Here is a 19142-nt window from a genome sequence, read left to right on the forward strand (position 1 = left end):
GACGTGTCGCGGCCGCCTTGATGGAGGCTCTTGTTACGCCCGGAACTATAGCAGAGCTGCACCGGGGTGGTTGCGACATCACGGCACGGTCCGTGTTTTCGCGGTGCCTGGGCGGTCCATGTCATGTGCAACTGCGAGAGATCGGCGCAATCTCCGCGGGTGAGTGCTCTGCAAGAACAGCCTGAGATAATTGGCTCGATGCCGATCCAGATATGAAAAAGCCCTCCGCGCCGATAGCGCGGAGGGCCAGTGGAGATCGGCACCGCTTTCTGCGGCGATGCGCGATTACTCGATGGCGCCGCTGATCGCCTCGCCGAACAGCTCCCACTTCTCGCCTTTGAACCGCATCATCTGCAATTGCTCGATCGGCGCGAAGTCGGTGGCCGAGGTGTTGATCTTGACGCCCGGCAGCAGCGTGTCGGGCGCGAAGTCCTTCAGGCTCGCGGCCTGCTTCATCACATTGGCGCGGGTCAGGTCGTCACCGCACATCTGCAGCACCTTCACCAGCGTCTGCGCGGCGCCGTAGCCATAGACCGTCGAGCTGTCGAGCTTGTTGGCGTCGGGATAGTGCTGCGCGAGGAAGTCGAAGAACTTCTTCATGCCGGGATCATCGTTCCACTGCGGATCCGCAGCATCCTTGGCATAGGCGGCCGAAAGAATCCCTTGCGAGTTCTCGAAGCCGGCCGGCTTGATCACGCTGCCGACGGAGGCCGACACGTTGACGACGAGATGGGTCGGATGCCAGTCGATCTCGGCGAGCTTCTTGATCGCCTGTGCAGCGAATTTGGGCGTCGTGACGCTAAAGAACACGTCGGCGCCCGAGGCCTTGAGCTTGACGATGTGGCCGTCGATCGAGGGCTCTGAGGTCTCGTAGCTCTCTTCCATGACGATCATGGACGCGGCCTTGTCGCCCAGGCCGTCCTTGAGGCCCTTGAGATAGTCCTTGCCGAAATCGTCGTTCTGGAACAGCACCCCGATCTTGGCGCCGGGCTTGTCCTTGAGCAGGTACTTCGCGTAGATGCGGCCCTCGCTCTGGTAGCTCGGCTGCCAGCCCATGGTCCACGGGAAGTTCTTCGGGTCGTTCCACTTGGTGGCGCCGGTGGCGACGAACAGCTGCGGGATCTTCTTGCCGTTGAGATATTTTTGGATCGCCGAGTTCGACGGCGTGCCGAGCGGATTGAAGACGAACAACACCTCGTCGCTCTCGACCAGCTTGCGCACCTGCTCGACCGCCTTGGGCGGCGAATAGGCGTCGTCATAGCTGACGAAGTTGATCTTGCGGCCGTTGATGCCGCCCTCGGCGTTGATCTTCTTGAAATACGCCTCCTCGGTCTTTCCGATCACGCCGTAGGCGGACGCCGGCCCGCTATAAGGCATGATGTTGCCGATCTTGATCTCGGTGTCGGAGGCGCCGGTGTCGTATTTCTTCTGGGCGAATGCTCCGCCCGAGGTGAGGGCGATGACCGCCGTCGCGAGCGCGGCGATTCGTAGTTGTTGAATGAGCTGCAAGAGTTCCTCCTTAGTTCTTTCTGAGTTTGCCGAGCAGCTGCTGCGCCGCCATCGCCACCTGCCGCGAGCCGTGCGGCACGAGGAAGATGACGAGGAACAGCAGCACGCCGAACACCGCGCCGGACAGGCCCTTCGAAATGCTTTCGGCGATATTGGGGACGAAGATGATGAAGGCGGCGCCGACGAACGAGCCGGGCAGCCAGCCGACGCCGCCGACGACCATGCCGAGGAACAGCGAAATCGCGAGCGTAATGGTGTAGCTGTCGGGCGCCACGAACTGCACCGCGATGGCGCCGAGACCGCCGGCGACGCCGGTGATGCCGGCGCTGACGCCGAACGCCAGCGTCTTGTAGGTCGCGACGTCGATGCCCATGGCGGAGGCCGCGATCTCGTTGTCGCGGATCGCCATGAAGGCGCGGCCGGAGCGCGAGCGCAGCAGGTTGACCGAGAACACGTAGATCGCGATCGTGATCGCCAGGGTGAAGTAGTACAGCCACATGTCCTGGGACATCGGCAAGCCGAACGGCGCATCCGGCTTGGTCACCACCAGGCCCTGCACGCCGCCGGTCCATTGCTCGAAGAAGCCGAGCTTGAGGATCTGCGGCATCGCCGTGGCGAGCGCGAATGTGGCGAGCGCGAGATAGACACCTGACAGCCGCAGCGCCGGCTGGCCGAACAGGAAGCCGAAGCCGAAGCATATGACGCCGGCGACCGGCAGGGTCAGCGCGTAGTTGACGTTGTACTGCTCCATCAGGATCGCCGACGTATAGGCGCCGACGGCATAAAACGCGCTGTTGCCCAGCGAGAACTGGCCGGAGCCGCCGGTCAGGATGTTCAGCGCCAGCACGGCCAGCCCGTAGATCAGGAGCATCGTCATCTGGAAGATGATGAAGTTCTTGACGAACAGCGGCACCACCAGGAGCAGCAGCACGATCACGAAGGTCGTACCGGAGCTCAAGGTCATGGCCCGCTTCGGAACGGCCTCGACCGCGGGCGCCTGGGATGTGATGTCCTCGATTGCGCTCATGATCAGACTCGCTTCACGATGCTGCGGCCGAACAGGCCGGCGGGCTTGATGACCAGGACGGAGATGATGAGGGCCAGCGCGATCGGCAGCTTCATCTCGTTGCCGACATGCGGGATGTAGGTTCCGGCGAGATTCTCGAAGATGCCGACCAGGAAGCCGCCGAGCACCGCGCCGAACGGGCTGGTGAGGCCGCCGAGCACGGCCGCGGCGAACCCGTAGATCAGGACGCCGCCCATCATGTTGGGCTCGAGGAAGACCACCGGCGCGATCAGCATACCGGCGATCGAGCCGATCGCCGCCGCCATGCCCCAGCCGAGCGCGATCATCCAGGACGTGTTGATGCCGACCAGTCGCGCCGACTCGGGCACCGCCGCCGCCGCGCGCATCGCAAGCCCGACCCTGGTGTACTGGAAGAAGAAGTACAGGCCGATCAGCAGCAGCAAGGTGATGCCGATCATGCCGGCCTGATGCGTCGAGATCAGCTGGCTGCCCAGGAACGGCGACGATCCGAACGGTGTCGGATACTGCTTGATGGTGAAGTCCCAGGTCAGTCCGGCAAAGGAGTTGATGATCGAGTACAGCGCGATGAAGCCCGCGACCTGGGTCAGGATCGGCGCCTTGGTGAGCGGCTTGAACAGCACGCGCTCGATGGCGATGCCGCCGGCAAAGGAGAAGGCCAGCGTCACCACGAAGGCAACCCAGTAGGGCAGGCCCCATTGCATCAGCTGCCAGGAGATGAAGGTCGAAAACATCGCCATCTCGCCTTGCGCGAAGTTGAGATGGTCGATCGCCTGGTAGATCATCACGACCGCGAGCGCCATGCAGGCGTAGATCGCACCCGTCGCAATGCCGGCCAGGACCTGGTTGGTGAACAGCTCCATTGTCCCGCCTCCGTTAGTAGCCCAGATAGGATTTGCGGACGTTCTCGTCGTTCGCGATGTCCGAGGCGACACCCGACATGACGATGCGGCCGGTCTCGATCACATAGGCCTGGTCGGCGAGCTCCAGCGCGAGCTGCGCGTTCTGCTCGACGACGAGGATCGATACCTTTTCCTCGCGGTTGATCTTGCCGAGGATGCCGAAGAGGTCGCGGACCACCAGCGGCGCAAGGCCGAACGACGGCTCGTCGAGCAGCATCAACCTGGGACGCAGCATCAACGCCCGCGCCACCGCCAGCATCTGCTGCTCGCCGCCGGACAGGGTGCCGGCCTGCTGGGTGTGGCGCTCCTTCAGCTTCGGGAAGTAGGAATACATCCGCTCGATGTCGGCAACGATGCCGGCCTTGTCGCTGCGGGTGATGGCGCCGAGCTGCAGGTTTTCTTCCACCGTCATGTTGGTGAAGGTGCCGCGGCCCTGCGGCACATGGGCAATGCCGAAGCGCACGATGCTCTCGGTCGATTTGTTGTTGAGCGGCTTGCCCTCGAACTCGATCGAGCCGGTCGAGCGCACCATGTTGCAGATGGCGCGCAGGGTGGTGGTCTTGCCCGCGCCGTTGGCGCCGAGCAGGGTCGTCAGCGAGCCTTCGTTGAGGGAGAAGGAGAGGCCGTGCAGGGCCTGGACCTGGCCGTAATAGGCGCGCAGGTCCTTGACGTTGAGCAGCGGCGTCATTGATCCTTGCTCCCGAGATAGGCCTTGATGACGTCGGGATCGGCCTGCACCTGCGCGGGCGTGCCCTCGGCGAGCTTGCGGCCGAAATTCAGCGCCACGACGTGGTCGGCGATCGACATCACCAGTCCCATGTGATGCTCGACCAGCAGCACGGTCACCTTGCGGTCGTCGCGGATGCGCCGGATCAGATCGCCCAGCACATGGACCTCCTCGTGATTGAGGCCGCCGGCGGGCTCGTCGAGCAGCAGGATCTTCGGGTCGGCGGCGAGCGCGCGCGCCAGCTCGACGCGCTTCTGGGTGCCGAACGGCAGCCCGGACACGGTCTTGTGCGCGACCTCCTCGAGGTCGAGATAGGCGAGAATCTCGTGAACCTTGGTGTTGACGGAATTCTCGCTGCGCCGGACCCAGGCCAGACGCAGCGAATCCGAGATGATGTCGCTGGAGGTGCGCGCGTGGGTGCCGACGCGGACGTTGTCGAGCACGGAGAGATTGGGAAACAGCGCGACGTTCTGGAAGGTGCGGCCGATGCCGATCTCGGCGATGCGGTGCGGCGGCCGCTTCAGGATGCTGCGGCCTTCCATCAGGATGTCGCCGGAGCTCGGCTGATAGAGGCGGCTGAGGCAGTTGAACAGGGTGGTCTTGCCGGCGCCGTTCGGGCCGATGAGGCCGAGGATCTGGCCCTGGCGCATGTCGAACGAGACGCCGTTCAGCGCCACGATGCCGCCGAACACGACGCTGACGTCGCGGACGGCGAGCAGCGGATCGTTGGTCTGGGCGAGTTGTGCCTGCGTCATCTCGTCTCGCCCCTCCCGAAATCGTTCAGGTCAGGACGCGGCGCCAGCCGACCGCGATGATGCAGGCTATCTGATACCCTCGGCAACACGGGCAACTTTTCCTCCTGGCTTCGGCTTCTTATTGAGTTCTTTGTTTGATGGGCTGCTTGTTTGATTAGTTGACAGCGCGAGGCCGCCGAGCGCCGCTTCGATGTTCCTTACCATCGCGACGAGACGAGGTCCAATGTCGGTCCGCAAACGCTCTTCCGTGAAGCGGAATGCCGGTGCTCCGCAATTCACGGCGTAGGGACCGGTTCCGTCGTTCAGCCGCAACGCGACGCCGACCGCATGAACGTCGTCCTGCCATTCGCCGGCCGAGATGGTGAAGCCATATTTCGCGACGGTCTCGCCGGCGCGTTCGATGCCGTCGCGGATCTTCGGCCAACGGCTGCCATAATGCTCGCGCATCTCCCGCATCAACGCGGCGCGGTCCTCGTCCGGCAGCGCCCAGATGTAGGCGCGGCCCATTGCTGTAGTTGCAATCGGAATGCGCGATCCGACGTCGAGTTGAACGTTGACGACGCCGTGACGGCTCTGGCCGAAATAGATCATGCTGAGCCGGTCGCGGCCGCCGATCGCGACCGCGCCGCCGGTCTCGCGCATCAGCTGCTCGCGGAATGGCTCGGAAAGATGGCGGATGCCGAGGTTGGCGAGCGCGGCATAGCCCAGCGCCAGCGCCGATGGCGCCAACTGGTATTTCTCGAAGCGCGGCACCGGGGTGAGATAGCCGAGCTTGGTGAGCGTGTAAGTCAGGCGCGAGACCGTGGCCTTCGGCAGGTTGGTGCGCGCGGCGATTTCCTGATTGCCCAGCAGGCCGTCATTCGGCCGGAATGCCCGCAGCACGTCCAGGCCGCGCGCCAGCGCGACGACGAAGCTCCGATCGGTCGCTGGTTTCTTCCCTGGGCGTTTCATGTCATCGGCTGTTGATTGATGAGCCTCGTTGACAACGCTCGTGCTTCAAAATAACCCTGGATGTCAAGATGTGGAATTAGATTTCGCACTGCGGAATTGACGTTCAGCAGCGGGTAGACGCAAGCAAGGCTGATACTCTGCGCAAATGAAAAGCCAAGAATTGGCCGGCACGTTAACCGGCCGCAAAGAAACGACATCCCAAGGAGCTTACGCGTGAGCGAAGTGGCAAAGCTTGATCGTCATGACATCATCGGCATCGTCACCATCGACAGTCCGCCCGTCAATGCGCTGAGTGCCGCAGTGCGCGGCGGCATCCTGGACAACGTCAAGGCGGCGATCGCCGATCCCGCGATCAAGGCGATCGTGCTCACCTGCGGCGGGCGCACGTTCATCGCCGGCGCCGATATCACCGAATTCGGCAAGCCGCCGAAGCCGCCGGCGCTCAACGACGTCTTGAGCACGATCGAGAACAGCCCCAAGCCGGTGATTGCCGCCATTCATGGAACGGCCCTGGGCGGTGGTCTCGAAGTGGCGCTCGCCTGTCATTATCGTGTCGCCACCAAGGAGGCGAAGCTCGGCCTGCCCGAGGTGAAGCTCGGCCTGCTGCCGGGCGCGGGCGGCACCCAGCGCCTGCCGCGCGCCGTAGGCCCCGAGCTCGCGGTCAAGATGATCGTTGGCGGTGATCCGATCGGCGCAGCGGAAGCGCTGAAGGCGGGCCTGATCGAGGAGATCGTCGAGGGGCCGGCATCGGGCGGCGAGGCCTTCGCGCGCAAGGTGGTGGCGGAGAACCGTCCGCTGCGCAAGTTGCGTGACGACGATTCCAAGCTGGCGGCCGCCAAGGCCGATCGCTCGATCTTCACCAGTGCGGTGGCGGCGATCACCAAGAAGTCGCGCGGCCTCGAGGCGCCGTTCGCGGCCGCCGACGCGGTCGGCTACGCGATCGACCTGCCGTTCGACGAGGGCCTGAAGAAGGAGCGCGAAGGCTTCCTCAAGCTCCTCACCAGCGATCAGTCCAAGGCGCAGCGCTACGCCTTCTTCGCCGAGCGCGAGGCTGCCAAGATCGCCGGCGTGCCCGAGGGGACCAAGGGCCGCAAGGTCGAGCGCGTCGCCATCATCGGGGCCGGCACCATGGGCGGCGGCATCGCGATGTCGTTCGCCAATGCCGGCATCCCGGTCACGCTGATCGAGACCGCCGAGGAACAGCTCAAGCGCGGCATGGGCATCATGCAGAAGAACTGGGAGGCGACCGCCGCGCGGGGCGGCATCCCGGCCGATGCGCCGGCCAAGCGCATGGCGCTGATCGATGGCAAGGTCGGACTCGAGAACGTCAAGGATGCCGATCTCGTGATCGAGGCGGTGTTCGAGACCATGGCCGTCAAGAAGGAAGTGTTCGGCAAGCTCGATCAATACGCCAAGCCCGGCGCCGTGCTCGCCTCGAACACGTCCTATCTGAACATCGACGAGATCGCGAAGCAGACCAGCCGGCCCCAGGACGTGCTCGGCATGCATTTCTTCTCGCCGGCTAACGTCATGAAGCTGTGCGAAATCGTGCGTGCGGAGAAGACCGCGCCGGACGCGCTTGTCACGGCAGTATCGATCGCGCGCAAGATCGCCAAGGTGCCGGCGGTGGTCGGTGTCTGCGACGGCTTCGTCGGCAACCGCATGCTGGCGCAGCGCGGCAAGCAGGCGGAGAAGCTGTTGTTCGAAGGTGCGCTGCCGCAGCAGGTCGACGCCGTCGTCACCAAGTTCGGCATGCCGATGGGCCCGTTCGCGATGGGCGATCTCGCCGGCCTCGACATCGGCTGGCGCTCGCGCAAGGACCGCGGCATCAAGAGCGAGATCGCGGACGCACTGTGCGAGGCCGGCCGCTTCGGCCAGAAGACCGGCAAGGGCTATTACAAATACGAGGCCGGCTCGCGTGCGCCGCTGCCGGATCCCGATGTCGAGAAGCTGATCGACGAGACGCTGGCCAAGCTCGGCCTCAAGCGGCGCGCGGTCAGCGACGAGGAGATCCTCGAGCGCATGATGTATCCGATGATCAACGAGGGCGCGAAGATCCTCGCCGAGGGCATTGCCGCGCGGCCGTCGGATATCGATGTCGTCTGGCTCTATGGCTATGGCTGGCCGATCTATCGCGGCGGGCCGATGTACTGGGCCGACAGCGTCGGTCTGAAGCACATCGCCGAGCGGCTGGCCTACTACGCCAAGGAGACCAATGACCCGTCGCTGGAGCCGGCGCCGCTTTTGAAGAAGCTCGCCGACGAAGGCAAGACCTTCGCGTCGCTGGCACAGGGGAAGGCCGCTTGAGGCTTCGCTCTAGCTCCGCGCTCAACTGCGCCCCCCTCCCCCTTGCGGGGAGGGGGCGGGGGTGGGGGTCCACAACGGCGGTCTCGCCTGGGGCCACCCCCCTCCCTGGCCCTCCCCCACAAGGGGGGAGGGAACGGAGAGAGCGGGGCCGCCTTACGGCAAGAAATACAGAGTCCTCATGACCCATCCCGGCGAACAATACTATCCACAAGGCGTCCGCTGGGACGCGCCGATCGCGCGCGGCACCTTGCCGGACCTGTTGGCGCAGGCGGTGAGCGAGTTCGGCGATCGCGACGCGCTCGAATTCCGCGACCGCCCCATCACATTCAAGCAGCTCGAAGCGCTTGCCAACCAGGCCGCCGCGGCCTTCCTGCGTGCGGGCTTTGGCAAGGGTGCCTCGATCGCGCTGTTCCTCGGCAACACGCCGGATCATCCGATCAACTTCTTCGGCGCGCTCAAGGCCGGCGCCCGCGTGGTGCACCTGTCGCCGCTCGATGGCGAGATCGCGCTGTCGCACAAGCTCAGCGATTCCGGCGCGCGCATCCTGGTGACGTCGAACCTCAGCGCGCTGCTGCCGACGGCGTTGAAGTTCCTGGAGAAGGGCCTGCTCGATCGGCTGATCGTCTGCGAGGACGACCATTGGGGCAAGGTCGGCACGCCGCAAACGCCGCTGCCGGACAACCCTGCGGTCGTCACGCACCGCGCCTTCGTCGATGGCGCGGTGGTGCCCGCGAAATGGCCGGCCATCTCGCCCGACGACATCGCCCTGCTGCAATATACCGGCGGCACCACCGGCCTGCCCAAGGGCGCGATGCTGACGCATGGCAATCTCACCTCGGCGGTGTCGATCGCCGCAATCTGGGGGCGCGCGAACGGCAACGGCTCCGACCGCGTCATCTGCGTCTTGCCGCTGTTCCACATCTATGCGCTGACGGTGGTGCTGCTGACCTCGCTGCGCCTCGGCAGCCTGATCTCGCTGCATCAGCGCTTCGACTTGGAAGCCGTGATGCGCGACATCGAGGTCAAGCGCGCGACCTATTTCCCGGGCGTGCCGACGATGTGGATCGCGATCGCCAACCTGCCCGACCTCGACACGCGCGATCTGTCGTCGCTGACCAGCGTCGGCTCCGGCGGCGCGCCGCTTCCGGTCGAGGTCGCGCGCATCCTCGAGCGCCGCGTCGGCATGAAGCTGAAGAGCGGCTGGGGCATGACCGAGACCTGCTCGCCCGGCACCGCCCACCCCAAGGGCGGCCCGGACAAGCCGGGCTCGATCGGGATCACGCTGCCCGGCATCGAGATGGACGTCGTGTCGCTCGAGGATCCCTCAAAGGTGCTTGGCGTGAACGAGGTCGGCGAGATCCGGATCAAGGGGCCAAACGTCACCAAGGGCTATTGGAACCGGCCGGAGGAAACGGCGCAGTCGTTCGTCGGCGATCATTTCCTGACTGGCGACATCGGCTATGTCGACGCCGACGGTTTCTACTTCCTGGTCGACCGCAAGAAGGACATGATCATCTCCGGCGGCTTCAACGTCTATCCGCAGATGATCGAGCAGGCGATCTACACCCATCCGGCGGTGCAGGAGGTCATCGTGATCGGTATTCCCGACGCCTATCGCGGCGAGGCCGCCAAGGCCTTCATCAAGCTGCGCGACGGCGCAGCACCGTTCCCGGTCGAGGATCTCCGCGCCTTCCTCACCGGCAAGCTCGGCAAGCACGAGCTGCCCGCGGCGCTCGAGTTCGTCGACGAGCTGCCGCGCACGCCGGTCGGCAAGCTGTCGCGCCACGAATTGCGCCAGCAGCAATCACCCACGTCTCACAGCAAACATCCGTAACAACAACAGGAGGTCCGCCCATGACCGATGCCGTCATCGTTTCCACCGCCCGCACGCCGATCGGCAAGGCCTATCGCGGCGCGCTCAACGCCACCGGCGGCGCGACGCTGCTCGGCCACGCCATCGGCGAGGCCGTCAAGCGCGCCAAGGTCGATCCGGCCGAGGTCGAGGACGTCGTGATGGGCGCGGCCCTGCAGCAGGGCTCGACCGGCGGCAACATCGCGCGCAAGGCGCTGCTGCGCGCCGGCCTGCCGGTGTCGGTTGGCGGTACCACGATCGACCGCCAATGCGCCTCCGGCCTGCAGGCGATCGCGCTCGCGGCGCGCTCGGTGATCTTCGACGGCGTCGAGATCGCCGTCGGCGGCGGCGGCGAATCGATCTCGCTGGTCCAGAACGACAAGATGAACACGTTCCAGGCCACCGATCCGGCGCTGCTCGAGATCAAGGGCGACGTCTACATGCCGATGATCGACACCGCCGAGATCGTCGCCAAGCGCTACGGCATCTCGCGCGAGCGGCAGGACGAATATGCGCTGGAGAGCCAGCGCCGCACCGCGGCCGCGCAGCAGGGCGGCAAGTTCAACGACGAGCTGGCGCCGATCACCACCAAGATGGCGGTGACCGACAAGGCCACCGGCAACATCTCGTTCAAGGACGTGACCTTCTCGCAGGACGAAGGTCCGCGTCCGGAAACGACCGCCGAAGGTCTCGCCGGCCTCAAGGCCGTGCGCGGCGACGGCTTCTCGATCACCGCCGGCAATGCCAGCCAGCTCTCGGACGGCGCTTCGGCCTGCGTGATCATGAGCGACGCCAACGCGGCCAAGCGCGGCCTTCAGCCGCTGGGCATCTTCCGCGGCTTCGTTGCGCATGGCTGCGAGCCCGACGAGATGGGCATCGGCCCGGTGTTCGCGGTGCCGCGGCTGCTCAAGCGCCACGGCCTCACCGTCGACGACATCGGCCTGTGGGAGCTCAACGAGGCGTTCGCCGTGCAGGTGCTGTACTGCCGCGACAAGCTCGGCATCGACCCCGACAAGATCAACGTCAATGGCGGCGCCATCGCGGTCGGCCATCCCTATGGCATGTCGGGCGCGCGGCTGACGGGCCATGCGCTGATCGAAGGCCGCCGCCGCAAGGCCAAATACGCCGTCGTCACCATGTGCGTCGGCGGCGGCATGGGCGCCGCCGGCCTGTTCGAAGTGCTGCAGTAACTTGATTGTCGTCCCGCGCGAATCTCGCGCGGGATTTCCCACAGCTGTCGTCCCGGGCAAGCTTGCGAGCGCGCGAGCGCTCGCAAGTGCAGACCCGGGACCCATACCGCGTGATATCGCTTGAGGCATTCTGGCAGACGCCTTTGCCTCCAACGTCCGCCGGTGGATATGGGTCCCTGCGTTCGCAGGGACGACAGCGGAGCAAGACGAACTGACCGCAGGTCGATTTGAATACCTAAAGGGAGGATCCGATGGATCTTGCATTTACGAAGGAAGAGCAGGCGTTCCGCGAGGAAGTGCGGCAGTTCTTCAGGGACAACGTGCCGCCGGAGACGCGGCGGAAGATGATCGAAGGCCGCCATCTGTCGAAGGACGAGATGGTGACCTGGTGGCGCATCCTCAACAAGAAGGGTTGGGGTGTCTCGCACTGGCCGGAGGAATATGGCGGCACCGGTTGGACCTCGGTGCAGCACTACATCTTCAACGAGGAGCTGCAGGCCTATCCGGCGCCGCAGCCGCTCGCCTTCGGCGTCAGCATGGTTGGCCCCGTCATCTACACCTTCGGCAACGAGGAGCAGAAGAGGAAGTATCTGCCGCGCATCGCCAATGTCGACGACTGGTGGTGCCAGGGCTTCTCCGAGCCGGGCTCGGGCTCCGACCTCGCCTCGCTGAAGACCAAGGCGGAGCGCCGCGGCGACAAGTGGATCATCAACGGCCAGAAGACCTGGACCACGCTTGCGCAGCACGCCGACATGATCTTCTGCCTGTGCCGCACCGATCCGGCGGCGAAGAAGCAGATGGGCATCTCCTTCATCGTCTTCAGCATGAAGTCGAAGGGCGTGACGGTGCGTCCGATCCAGACCATCGACGGCGGCCACGAGGTCAACGAGGTGTTCTTCGACGACGTCGAGGTGCCCATCGAGAACTTGATCGGCGAGGAGAACAAGGGCTGGGACTACGCCAAGTTCCTGCTCGGCAACGAGCGCACGGGGATTGCCCGCGTCGGCGTCTCCAAGGAACGCATCCGCCGCATCAAGGAGCTCGCCGGCAAGATCGAATCCGGCGGCCGTCCGGTGCTGGAGGATCCGTCGTTCCGCGAGAAGCTCACGGCCTGCGAGGTCGAGCTGAAGGCGCTGGAACTGACGCAGCTGCGCGTCGTCGCCGACGAAGGCAAGCACGGCAAGGGCAAGCCCAATCCGGCCTCCTCGGTGCTGAAGATCAAGGGCTCCGAGATCCAGCAGACCACGACCGAGCTGTTGATGGAGGTGATCGGCCCGTTTGCCGCGCCGTACGACATTCACGGCGACGACGACAGCAACGAGACCATGGATTGGACCGCCCAGATCGCGCCGAGCTACTTCAACAACCGCAAGGTCTCGATCTACGGCGGCTCCAACGAGATCCAGCGCAACATCATCGCCAAGGCGGTGCTGGGGCTCTGACATGTGAGCCGCAGCGCCTCGACGACGCACGCCGTCATGGCCGGGCTTGACCCGGCCATCCACGCCGCCCGCACAACGGCACGACGTGGATGCCCGCGACAAGCGCGAGCATGACGGAGAATGGGGATACTGGAGAGTCAACCAATGGATTTTGATCTCACCGAGGAGCAACGCCTCCTCAAGGACAGCATCGACGGCCTGCTGGCGGATGCCTATGATTTCGACAAGCGCAAGAAGTACATGAGCGAGAAGGGCGGCTGGAGCCAGGCGATGTGGTCCAAGCTCGCCGAGCAGGGCCTGCTCGGGCTGCCGTTCTCCGAGGACGATGGCGGCTTCGGCGCCGGCGGCGTCGAGACCATGATCGTGATGGAGGCGATGGGCCGCGCGCTGGTGCTCGAGCCGTATCTCGCAACCGTGGTGCTGGCCGGCGGTTTCCTCCGTCATGGCGGCTCGGCGGCGCAGAAGGCCGCGCATCTGCCTGGGATCATCGACGGCAGCAGGACGTTTGCATTCGCCCAGCTCGAGAAGCAGTCGCGCTATGACCTGTTCGACGTTGCGACGTCTGCGAAGAAGAAGGGCGATGGCTGGGTCATCGACGGCGAAAAGTTCGTCGTGCTCAACGGCGAGAACGCCGACACCTTGATCGTGACCGCGCGCACCTCGGGCGGCCAGCGCGACAAGTCGGGCATCGGCGTGTTCATCGTGCCGGCCGACGCCAAGGGTATCACCCGCAAGGGCTATCCGACCCAGGACGGTCTGCATGCCGCCGACATCACCTTCACCGGTGTGGAAGTCGGCGCCGACGCCGCGATCGGCGATCCGGTCAATGCCCTGCCGCTGATCGAGCGCGTCGTCGACGAGGCCCGCATCGCGCTGTGCGCGGAGGCCGTCGGCCTGATGGACGAGTCGCTGAAGACCACGGTCGAGTACATCAAGACGCGCAAGCAGTTCGGCGTCGCGATCGGCTCGTTCCAGTCGCTGCAGCACCGGGCGTCCGACATGTTCGTCGCGCTGGAGCAGGCCCGCTCGATGTCGATGTTCGCGACCATGGCCGCCGAGTTCGACGACGCCAAGGAGCGCGCCACCTCGATCGCCGCGGCCAAGGTGCAGATCGGCAAGTCGGCTAAGTTCGTCGGCCAGCAGGCGATCCAGCTCCATGGCGGCATCGGCATGACCATGGAGGCCAAGATCGGCCACTACTTCAAGCGTCTGACGATGATCGAGAGCACCTTCGGCGACACCGACTACCACATGCGCCGCGTCAGCGAGGCGGGCGGGTTGATCTAGAAAGCTTGGTCGTTGCCGGGCTTGACCCGGCAACCCATCGCTTTCTGAAGATGGATGCGCGGGCCTTCGCCGCGCCGAAGGGGCTTCGGCCCCGCAGGCGGGTCAAGCCGGCGCATGACGGATTTGAGAGGGCTACGCTGCCGGTGTCGACCGGCTCCGGAGTGATTTGATCAATCGAGCCGTCATTGCGAGCGAAGCGAAGCAATCCAGGGCGGTATGCTTGACTCTGGATTGCGTCGTCGCTTCGCTCCTCGCAATGACGCGGAGGAAGCAGACATGACCCCCAATCCCTTCGACCTCTCCGGCCAGGTCGCCGTCATCACCGGCTCGAGCCGCGGAATCGGCCGGGCGTCGGCGGAGCTGCTCGCGCAACTCGGCGCCAAGGTGGTGATCTCCAGCCGCAAGGCCGACGCTTGCGAGGAGGTCGCGAGCGCCATCCGCGCCAATGGTGGCGAGGCCCACGTCATCCCCTGCAACATCTCCCGGCGGGCCGAGGTCGACGCGCTGATCGACGGTGCCGTCAACCAATACGGCCAGGTCGACATCCTCGTCTGCAATGCTGCGGTCAACCCGTATTACGGTCCGCTGCTCGACATCACCGACGAGGCGTTCGACAAGATCATGGCCTCCAACGTGAAGAGCAATCTCTGGCTCTGCGCCAAGGCGATCCCGCCGATGGCCGCGCGGGGCAAGGGCTCGGTGATCATTGTCTCCTCGATCGGCGGCCTGCGCGGCTCGACCGTGATCGGCGCCTACGGCATCTCCAAGGCCGCCGACTTCGCGTTGTGCCGCAGCCTTGCCGGCGAATGGGGGCCGCACGGCGTGCGCATCAATTGCGTCGCGCCCGGCCTGATCAAGACCGATTTCGCCCGCGCGCTGTGGGAGGACGAAGCCCGCCTGAAGCAGCGCTGTGCCACCACCCCGCTGCGTCGCATCGGCGAGCCGCACGAGATCGCCGGCGCGGTCGCCTACCTCGCCTCGGATGCGTCGACCTTCATGACCGGCCAGACCATCGTCGTCGACGGCGGCGTGACAACGGCCGCGGTGTAGCCTTCGTATCCGAGCGGCGGTGCTGATCGCGGGTGTTCACCTCCCCCTCCAGGGGAGGGTGGATAGACACGTGCCGCTCCACCTTGACCTCGCCCGCCCGATCCGCTTGCTTGTCGGCCCAACGTCGTCAACCTACCGGGAAGAAAACCCATGTCCTTCGTGCTGGCCATCGATCAGGGCACCACGTCCTCGCGCGCGATGGTGTTCCGCTCCGACATCTCGATCGCCGCGGTCGCGCAGCAGGAATTCCCGCAGCATTTCCCGGCCTCCGGCTGGGTCGAGCACGAGCCGGAGGACATCTGGACCTCGACGGTGATGACCTGCCGCGATGCGCTTGAGAAGGCGGGACTGACGGCCAAGGACATCGCGGCGATCGGCATCACCAACCAGCGCGAGACCACCGTGGTATGGGACCGCGCCACCGGCCAGGCCGTCCACCGCGCCATCGTCTGGCAGGACCGCCGCACCGCCGACATCTGCGCCAAGCTCAAGGCCGATGGCCACGAGCCGGATGTCAGCGCCAAAACCGGCCTGATCATCGATCCCTATTTCTCCGGCACCAAGGTGGCCTGGATTCTCGACCATGTGCCGGGCGCGCGCGAGCGCGCCGAACGCGGCGAACTGATGTTCGGCACCGTCGACTGCTACCTGCTGTGGCGGCTGACCGGCGGCAAGGTGCATGCCACCGATGCCACCAACGCCTCCCGCACGCTGCTGTTCAACATCCACACCGGTGCGTGGGACGAGACGCTGCTGAAGCTGCTGCGCGTGCCGCGCTCGATGCTGCCCGAGGTGAAGGATTCCTCCGCCGATTTCGGCACCACCACGCCGGATCTGTTCGGCGGCCCGATCAAGGTCGCGGGGATCGCCGGCGACCAGCAGGCGGCGACCATCGGCCAGGCCTGCTTCACGCCGGGCATGATGAAGTCGACCTACGGCACCGGCTGCTTCGCGCTGCTCAACACCGGCGCCACGCCGGTGAAATCGAACAACAAGCTGCTGACGACGATCGCCTATCAGCTCGACGGCGTCAGGACCTACGCGCTCGAAGGCTCGATCTTCGTCGCCGGCTCGGCCGTGCAGTGGCTGCGCGACGGGCTCGGCATCATCAAGCATGCCGCCGAAACCGGCCCGCTCGCCGACAAGTCCGACTCGATGCAGTCGGTCTATCTGGTGCCGGCCTTCGTCGGCCTCGGCGCACCGTATTGGAATCCGCGGGTGCGCGGCGCGCTGTTCGGCCTGACCCGCAATACCGGCCCGGCCGAGCTCGCGCATGCCACGTTGGAGAGCGTGTGCTACCAGACCTACGATCTGTGGGCCGCGATGCGGGCCGACTGGCCCGATGCGTCCGCGGCGACGATCGTGCTGCGCGTCGACGGCGGCATGACCGCCTCGGACTGGACCATGCAGCGTCTCGCCGACCTGCTCGACGCACCAGTCGACCGTCCCATGATCCAGGAGACCACCGCGCTCGGCGCCGCCTATCTCGCCGGCCTCCACGCGGGCGTCTATCCGGAGCCGGAAAAGTTCGCCGACAATTGGCGGCTCGAGCACCGCTTCCGGCCGGCGATGAGCGCGGCGACGCGAGAGCGCAAGCTCGCCGGCTGGGCTCGCGCCGTGAAGGGGGTGCTGGCGAGCGACGAGGGCGAGTAGGGCGCTCGCCTCCCACAGCAGCTAAGCCAGGAACGCAGCAAGGTCGGCATTGACCTGCTTCATGTGGGTCACGAATATCCCATGCGGGCCGCCGGGATAGACCTTCAGCTCGGCGCCCTTGATGCCCTTGGCGGTCGGCCGTGCCGTCATGTCGAGCGGCGCTGAGACGTCCTTGTCGCCGTGCAGGATCAGCACGGGACGGTCGATCTTCGCAAGCACCGGCCGCAGGTCGGTCGCGATCAGCGCGCGGTTGGTGGCGACCGCGACGGGAATGGGCATCTGGCGCATCATCGCCGCGACCCATTCCATCATCTGCGGCGAGGCGTCCTTCGTGAAGAACGGCAGCTTGTTGTCCTCGATCCATTTCGGAAAGTCGCTCTGCCACGCGGCCCAGCACTGCTCGAAATAGCCGTGGGGCGCGCCGAGCGCATTGTCCGCGGTCTGCAGCGGAAACGGCGTCGTCGGTCCGAGCATCGCGATGCGCGAGATGCGTCCCGTGCCGTGCCGCGCGACGTAGTTGAGGATCTCGTTGCAGCCCATGGACATGCCGACCAGCGCGACATCATCAAGGTCGAGCTGCGCGATGACCTCGGCGATGTCGTCGGCCAGGCGGTCGAGCTCGTAGCCGCTGCCCGGCACGTCGGAGCGTCCATGGCCGCGGCGGTCGAAGGCAATGCAGCGCAGCCCGCGCTGGCTGAGATCGGAGATCTGGTAGGTCCACATCGCGCTGGTCAGCGCCCAGGCATGTACGAACAGCACCGGCCGGCCGCTGCCCCACTCCTCGTGATAGAGCGTCACGCCGTCGCTGCAGCGGATACGGGGGCGCGCCGCGGTCGGTGCGGCGGCGAGGCTCGCTCCCGTCGCCGCGAAGCTGGCTGCTGCCGCGGTCAGCAGCACGTCTCGTCGTTGCATGGGCATGGCTCCTGATGTTGAATGCGCCGACCATGCCGGGACCGCTGTGCGGTTCCAATTACGTCCGGGGTAAGCAGGTTGCCGATCACTCTCCAATCAGGTCGTCTTGAGTGACCATTCCCGACGGATATTTCGACGTGCCGCCCGGCAAGGTCGCGGCCGTGGTGACCTCGCTGGAAATGCTGGCACCGCCGGTGCTGCCGCCCGATCCGGTCGGCGACTGGAGCATTCGCCGCGTCGCGCAGCCCGATCTCGCTTGGTACCGCGACCTCTATGCCCGCGTCGGCTGGGAGTGGCTGTGGTCGCAGCGCACGCGGATGAGCGATGCGGAGCTTGCCAAGACGATTCGCGCTGACGGAGTCGAGATCTACACCTTGGCGCATGGCGGCGGTGATGAAGCCCTGCTGGAGCTCGATTTCCGCAAGAAGACCGATTGCGAGCTGGCGCTGTTCGGCGTCACGTCGAAGCTGATCGGCACCGGCGCCGGACGGCTGCTGATGAACCACGCGCTGCGCCGCGCCTGGGCGCAGCCGCTGACGCGGCTCTGGGTCCACACCTGCAGCTTCGATCATCCCCGTGCGCTGGCCTTCTACCAGCGCTCCGGCTTCCGTCCCTTCCAGCGGCAGATCGAGATCGCGCCCGACCCGCGCCTCGACGGCACGCTGCCGCGCGACGTCGCAGCGCATGTGCCGCTGCTCGCCTGAACATGGGAGCTGACAACGGCGCCGAACGGCGCTTCAATGCGCCGCACAGGAGGATAACCGATGTTCCTGATCGGCCAATACGACTCGCCTTTCGTCCGCCGCACCGCGATCGCGCTCAAGCTCTACGGCGTGCCGTTCGAGCACAAGCCGTGGTCGACCTTCGGCGACGCCGACAAGATCGCGCCGTACAATCCGCTGCTGCGCGTGCCGGTGCTGGTGCTGGATGACGGCGAGGCGCTGATCGATTCAGCGGCGATCCTCGATCATCTCGACGAGACCGTCGGGCCCGAGCGCGCGATGCTGGCGCGGAGCGGCGCGCTGCGCCGCAGGCAGCTGCATACGATCGCGCTCGCGACCGGTCTCGGCGACAAGGCCGTCAGCCTGATCTACGAGCGCGTGCTGCGCAAGGACCGCCTCGCGCTGTGGGTCGCGCGCTGCGAGGCCCAGATCTCCGGCGTGCTGGCAATGCTGGAGGCCGAGCGCGCAGATGTGACGAGCGCCTATTGGTATGGCGACAACATCGGCCACGCCGACATCGCCGTCGCCTGCGTGCTGCGCTTCACACGCGAGGCGCATCCGCATCTGTTCGACGCCGCGCGCTATCCGGCGCTGGCGGCCCACGCCGCAAGGTGCGAGGCGCTGCCGCCATTCCAGGAGATCGTCCAGCCGCTGGCCCCGCCGAGCGGGGATTGATGGAGTCCATCGAGACGTCAGACCGTGCCGCTTGCTCGGTGCTCACCCTCCCCTGGAGGGGGAGGGTCGCCGCACGATGAGCGAAGCGAAACGTGAGGCGGGGTGGGGTGATCTCTCATCAGCAGCAGTGCTCGTGGCTTCACCCACCCCGATCGCCCGCTGC

Annotated in this window: 16 protein-coding genes; 9 read left to right on the forward strand and 7 right to left on the reverse strand. The window is 65.8% G+C overall.

Going from position 1 to position 19142, the window contains the following annotated elements; all coding sequences use genetic code 11:
- Positions 1 to 285: 285 nt before the first annotated feature.
- From QX041_RS28675 to QX041_RS28700, 6 genes are all read right to left on the reverse strand, one after another.
- Entirely contained in the window at positions 286 to 1509 is a 1224-nt protein-coding gene (locus QX041_RS28675) for an ABC transporter substrate-binding protein (RefSeq protein ID WP_315734705.1), read from the reverse strand.
- 10 nt (positions 1510 to 1519) lie between these two features.
- Positions 1520 to 2536, reverse strand: coding sequence for a branched-chain amino acid ABC transporter permease (locus tag QX041_RS28680; protein ID WP_316167362.1), 1017 nt, complete (start codon positions 2534 to 2536; stop codon positions 1520 to 1522).
- A 2-nt stretch (positions 2537 to 2538) separates the two neighbouring features.
- Positions 2539 to 3417 (reverse strand): branched-chain amino acid ABC transporter permease, encoded by an 879-nt coding sequence (locus QX041_RS28685; RefSeq protein ID WP_315753504.1) that lies wholly within the window; start codon positions 3415 to 3417, stop codon positions 2539 to 2541.
- 13 nt (positions 3418 to 3430) lie between these two features.
- Positions 3431 to 4144: an ABC transporter ATP-binding protein gene (locus QX041_RS28690; protein WP_316167364.1), complete on the reverse strand. Its 714-nt coding sequence runs from the start codon at positions 4142 to 4144 to the stop codon at positions 3431 to 3433.
- A complete protein-coding gene (locus QX041_RS28695; RefSeq protein WP_315734696.1) occupies positions 4141 to 4938 on the reverse strand; it encodes an ABC transporter ATP-binding protein in 798 nt (265 codons plus the stop codon). The genes QX041_RS28690 and QX041_RS28695 overlap by 4 nt, the downstream gene beginning before the upstream one ends.
- Positions 4939 to 5004: 66 nt before the next feature.
- Positions 5005 to 5889, reverse strand: a complete 885-nt coding sequence (locus QX041_RS28700; RefSeq protein ID WP_315734694.1) for an IclR family transcriptional regulator — start codon at positions 5887 to 5889, stop codon at positions 5005 to 5007.
- 213 nt (positions 5890 to 6102) lie between these two features.
- Here QX041_RS28700 and QX041_RS28705 point away from each other — a divergent pair, with 213 nt between their 5' ends.
- The 7 genes from QX041_RS28705 (at position 6103) to glpK (ending at position 16670) form a co-directional block, all read left to right on the forward strand.
- Entirely contained in the window at positions 6103 to 8196 is a 2094-nt protein-coding gene (locus QX041_RS28705; protein ID WP_316167365.1) for a 3-hydroxyacyl-CoA dehydrogenase NAD-binding domain-containing protein, read from the forward strand.
- A gap of 178 nt (positions 8197 to 8374) precedes the next feature.
- On the forward strand, positions 8375 to 10030 hold the full coding sequence (gene pimA, locus QX041_RS28710) for a dicarboxylate--CoA ligase PimA (RefSeq protein WP_316167366.1): 1656 nt from the start codon (positions 8375 to 8377) through the stop codon (positions 10028 to 10030).
- A gap of 20 nt (positions 10031 to 10050) precedes the next feature.
- Entirely contained in the window at positions 10051 to 11238 is a 1188-nt protein-coding gene (locus QX041_RS28715; RefSeq protein WP_315753494.1) for an acetyl-CoA C-acyltransferase, read from the forward strand.
- Between the two features lie 251 nt (positions 11239 to 11489).
- The gene (gene pimC, locus QX041_RS28720) at positions 11490 to 12680 is read left to right on the forward strand and encodes a pimeloyl-CoA dehydrogenase large subunit (RefSeq protein ID WP_315775503.1); all 1191 of its coding nucleotides are present in this window, start codon (positions 11490 to 11492) and stop codon (positions 12678 to 12680) included.
- A gap of 144 nt (positions 12681 to 12824) precedes the next feature.
- Complete coding sequence (gene pimD / locus QX041_RS28725) at positions 12825 to 13967, forward strand: pimeloyl-CoA dehydrogenase small subunit (RefSeq protein ID WP_316167368.1); 1143 nt, start codon at positions 12825 to 12827, stop codon at positions 13965 to 13967.
- Between the two features lie 276 nt (positions 13968 to 14243).
- The gene (locus QX041_RS28730; protein ID WP_316167369.1) at positions 14244 to 15017 is read left to right on the forward strand and encodes an SDR family oxidoreductase; all 774 of its coding nucleotides are present in this window, start codon (positions 14244 to 14246) and stop codon (positions 15015 to 15017) included.
- Positions 15018 to 15167: 150 nt separating this feature from the next.
- Positions 15168 to 16670, forward strand: a complete 1503-nt coding sequence (glpK, locus tag QX041_RS28735; RefSeq protein WP_316167370.1) for a glycerol kinase GlpK — start codon at positions 15168 to 15170, stop codon at positions 16668 to 16670.
- A 21-nt stretch (positions 16671 to 16691) separates the two neighbouring features.
- On the opposite strand, the gene QX041_RS28740 is transcribed toward glpK, so the two are convergent.
- The gene (locus QX041_RS28740; RefSeq protein ID WP_316167371.1) at positions 16692 to 17582 is read right to left on the reverse strand and encodes an alpha/beta hydrolase; all 891 of its coding nucleotides are present in this window, start codon (positions 17580 to 17582) and stop codon (positions 16692 to 16694) included.
- A gap of 110 nt (positions 17583 to 17692) precedes the next feature.
- Here QX041_RS28740 and QX041_RS28745 point away from each other — a divergent pair, with 110 nt between their 5' ends.
- On the forward strand, positions 17693 to 18286 hold the full coding sequence (locus QX041_RS28745) for a GNAT family N-acetyltransferase (RefSeq protein ID WP_316167372.1): 594 nt from the start codon (positions 17693 to 17695) through the stop codon (positions 18284 to 18286).
- Between the two features lie 60 nt (positions 18287 to 18346).
- Positions 18347 to 18979, forward strand: coding sequence for a glutathione S-transferase family protein (locus QX041_RS28750; RefSeq protein ID WP_316167374.1), 633 nt, complete (start codon positions 18347 to 18349; stop codon positions 18977 to 18979).
- Positions 18980 to 19142 lie beyond the last annotated feature (163 nt).

This window comes from Bradyrhizobium sp. SZCCHNRI2009 (genome assembly GCF_032485115.1).
Lineage (GTDB): Bacteria > Pseudomonadota > Alphaproteobacteria > Rhizobiales > Xanthobacteraceae > Bradyrhizobium.

What these genes read in the sequence shown, in the direction of transcription:
- QX041_RS28680 (WP_316167362.1), bottom strand. Translation starts at nt 2,536, where the DNA reads ATGAGCGCAATCGAGGACATCACATCCCAGGCGCCCGCGGTCGAGGCC.
- QX041_RS28685 (WP_315753504.1), bottom strand. Translation starts at nt 3,417, where the DNA reads ATGGAGCTGTTCACCAACCAGGTCCTGGCCGGCATTGCGACGGGTGCG.
- QX041_RS28690 (WP_316167364.1), bottom strand. Translation starts at nt 4,144, where the DNA reads ATGACGCCGCTGCTCAACGTCAAGGACCTGCGCGCCTATTACGGCCAG.
- QX041_RS28695 (WP_315734696.1), bottom strand. Translation starts at nt 4,938, where the DNA reads ATGACGCAGGCACAACTCGCCCAGACCAACGATCCGCTGCTCGCCGTC.
- QX041_RS28700 (WP_315734694.1), bottom strand. Translation starts at nt 5,889, where the DNA reads ATGAAACGCCCAGGGAAGAAACCAGCGACCGATCGGAGCTTCGTCGTC.
- pimA (WP_316167366.1), top strand. Translation starts at nt 8,375, where the DNA reads ATGACCCATCCCGGCGAACAATACTATCCACAAGGCGTCCGCTGGGAC.
- QX041_RS28715 (WP_315753494.1), top strand. Translation starts at nt 10,051, where the DNA reads ATGACCGATGCCGTCATCGTTTCCACCGCCCGCACGCCGATCGGCAAG.
- pimC (WP_315775503.1), top strand. Translation starts at nt 11,490, where the DNA reads ATGGATCTTGCATTTACGAAGGAAGAGCAGGCGTTCCGCGAGGAAGTG.
- pimD (WP_316167368.1), top strand. Translation starts at nt 12,825, where the DNA reads ATGGATTTTGATCTCACCGAGGAGCAACGCCTCCTCAAGGACAGCATC.
- QX041_RS28730 (WP_316167369.1), top strand. Translation starts at nt 14,244, where the DNA reads ATGACCCCCAATCCCTTCGACCTCTCCGGCCAGGTCGCCGTCATCACC.
- glpK (WP_316167370.1), top strand. Translation starts at nt 15,168, where the DNA reads ATGTCCTTCGTGCTGGCCATCGATCAGGGCACCACGTCCTCGCGCGCG.
- QX041_RS28740 (WP_316167371.1), bottom strand. Translation starts at nt 17,582, where the DNA reads ATGCAACGACGAGACGTGCTGCTGACCGCGGCAGCAGCCAGCTTCGCG.
- QX041_RS28750 (WP_316167374.1), top strand. Translation starts at nt 18,347, where the DNA reads ATGTTCCTGATCGGCCAATACGACTCGCCTTTCGTCCGCCGCACCGCG.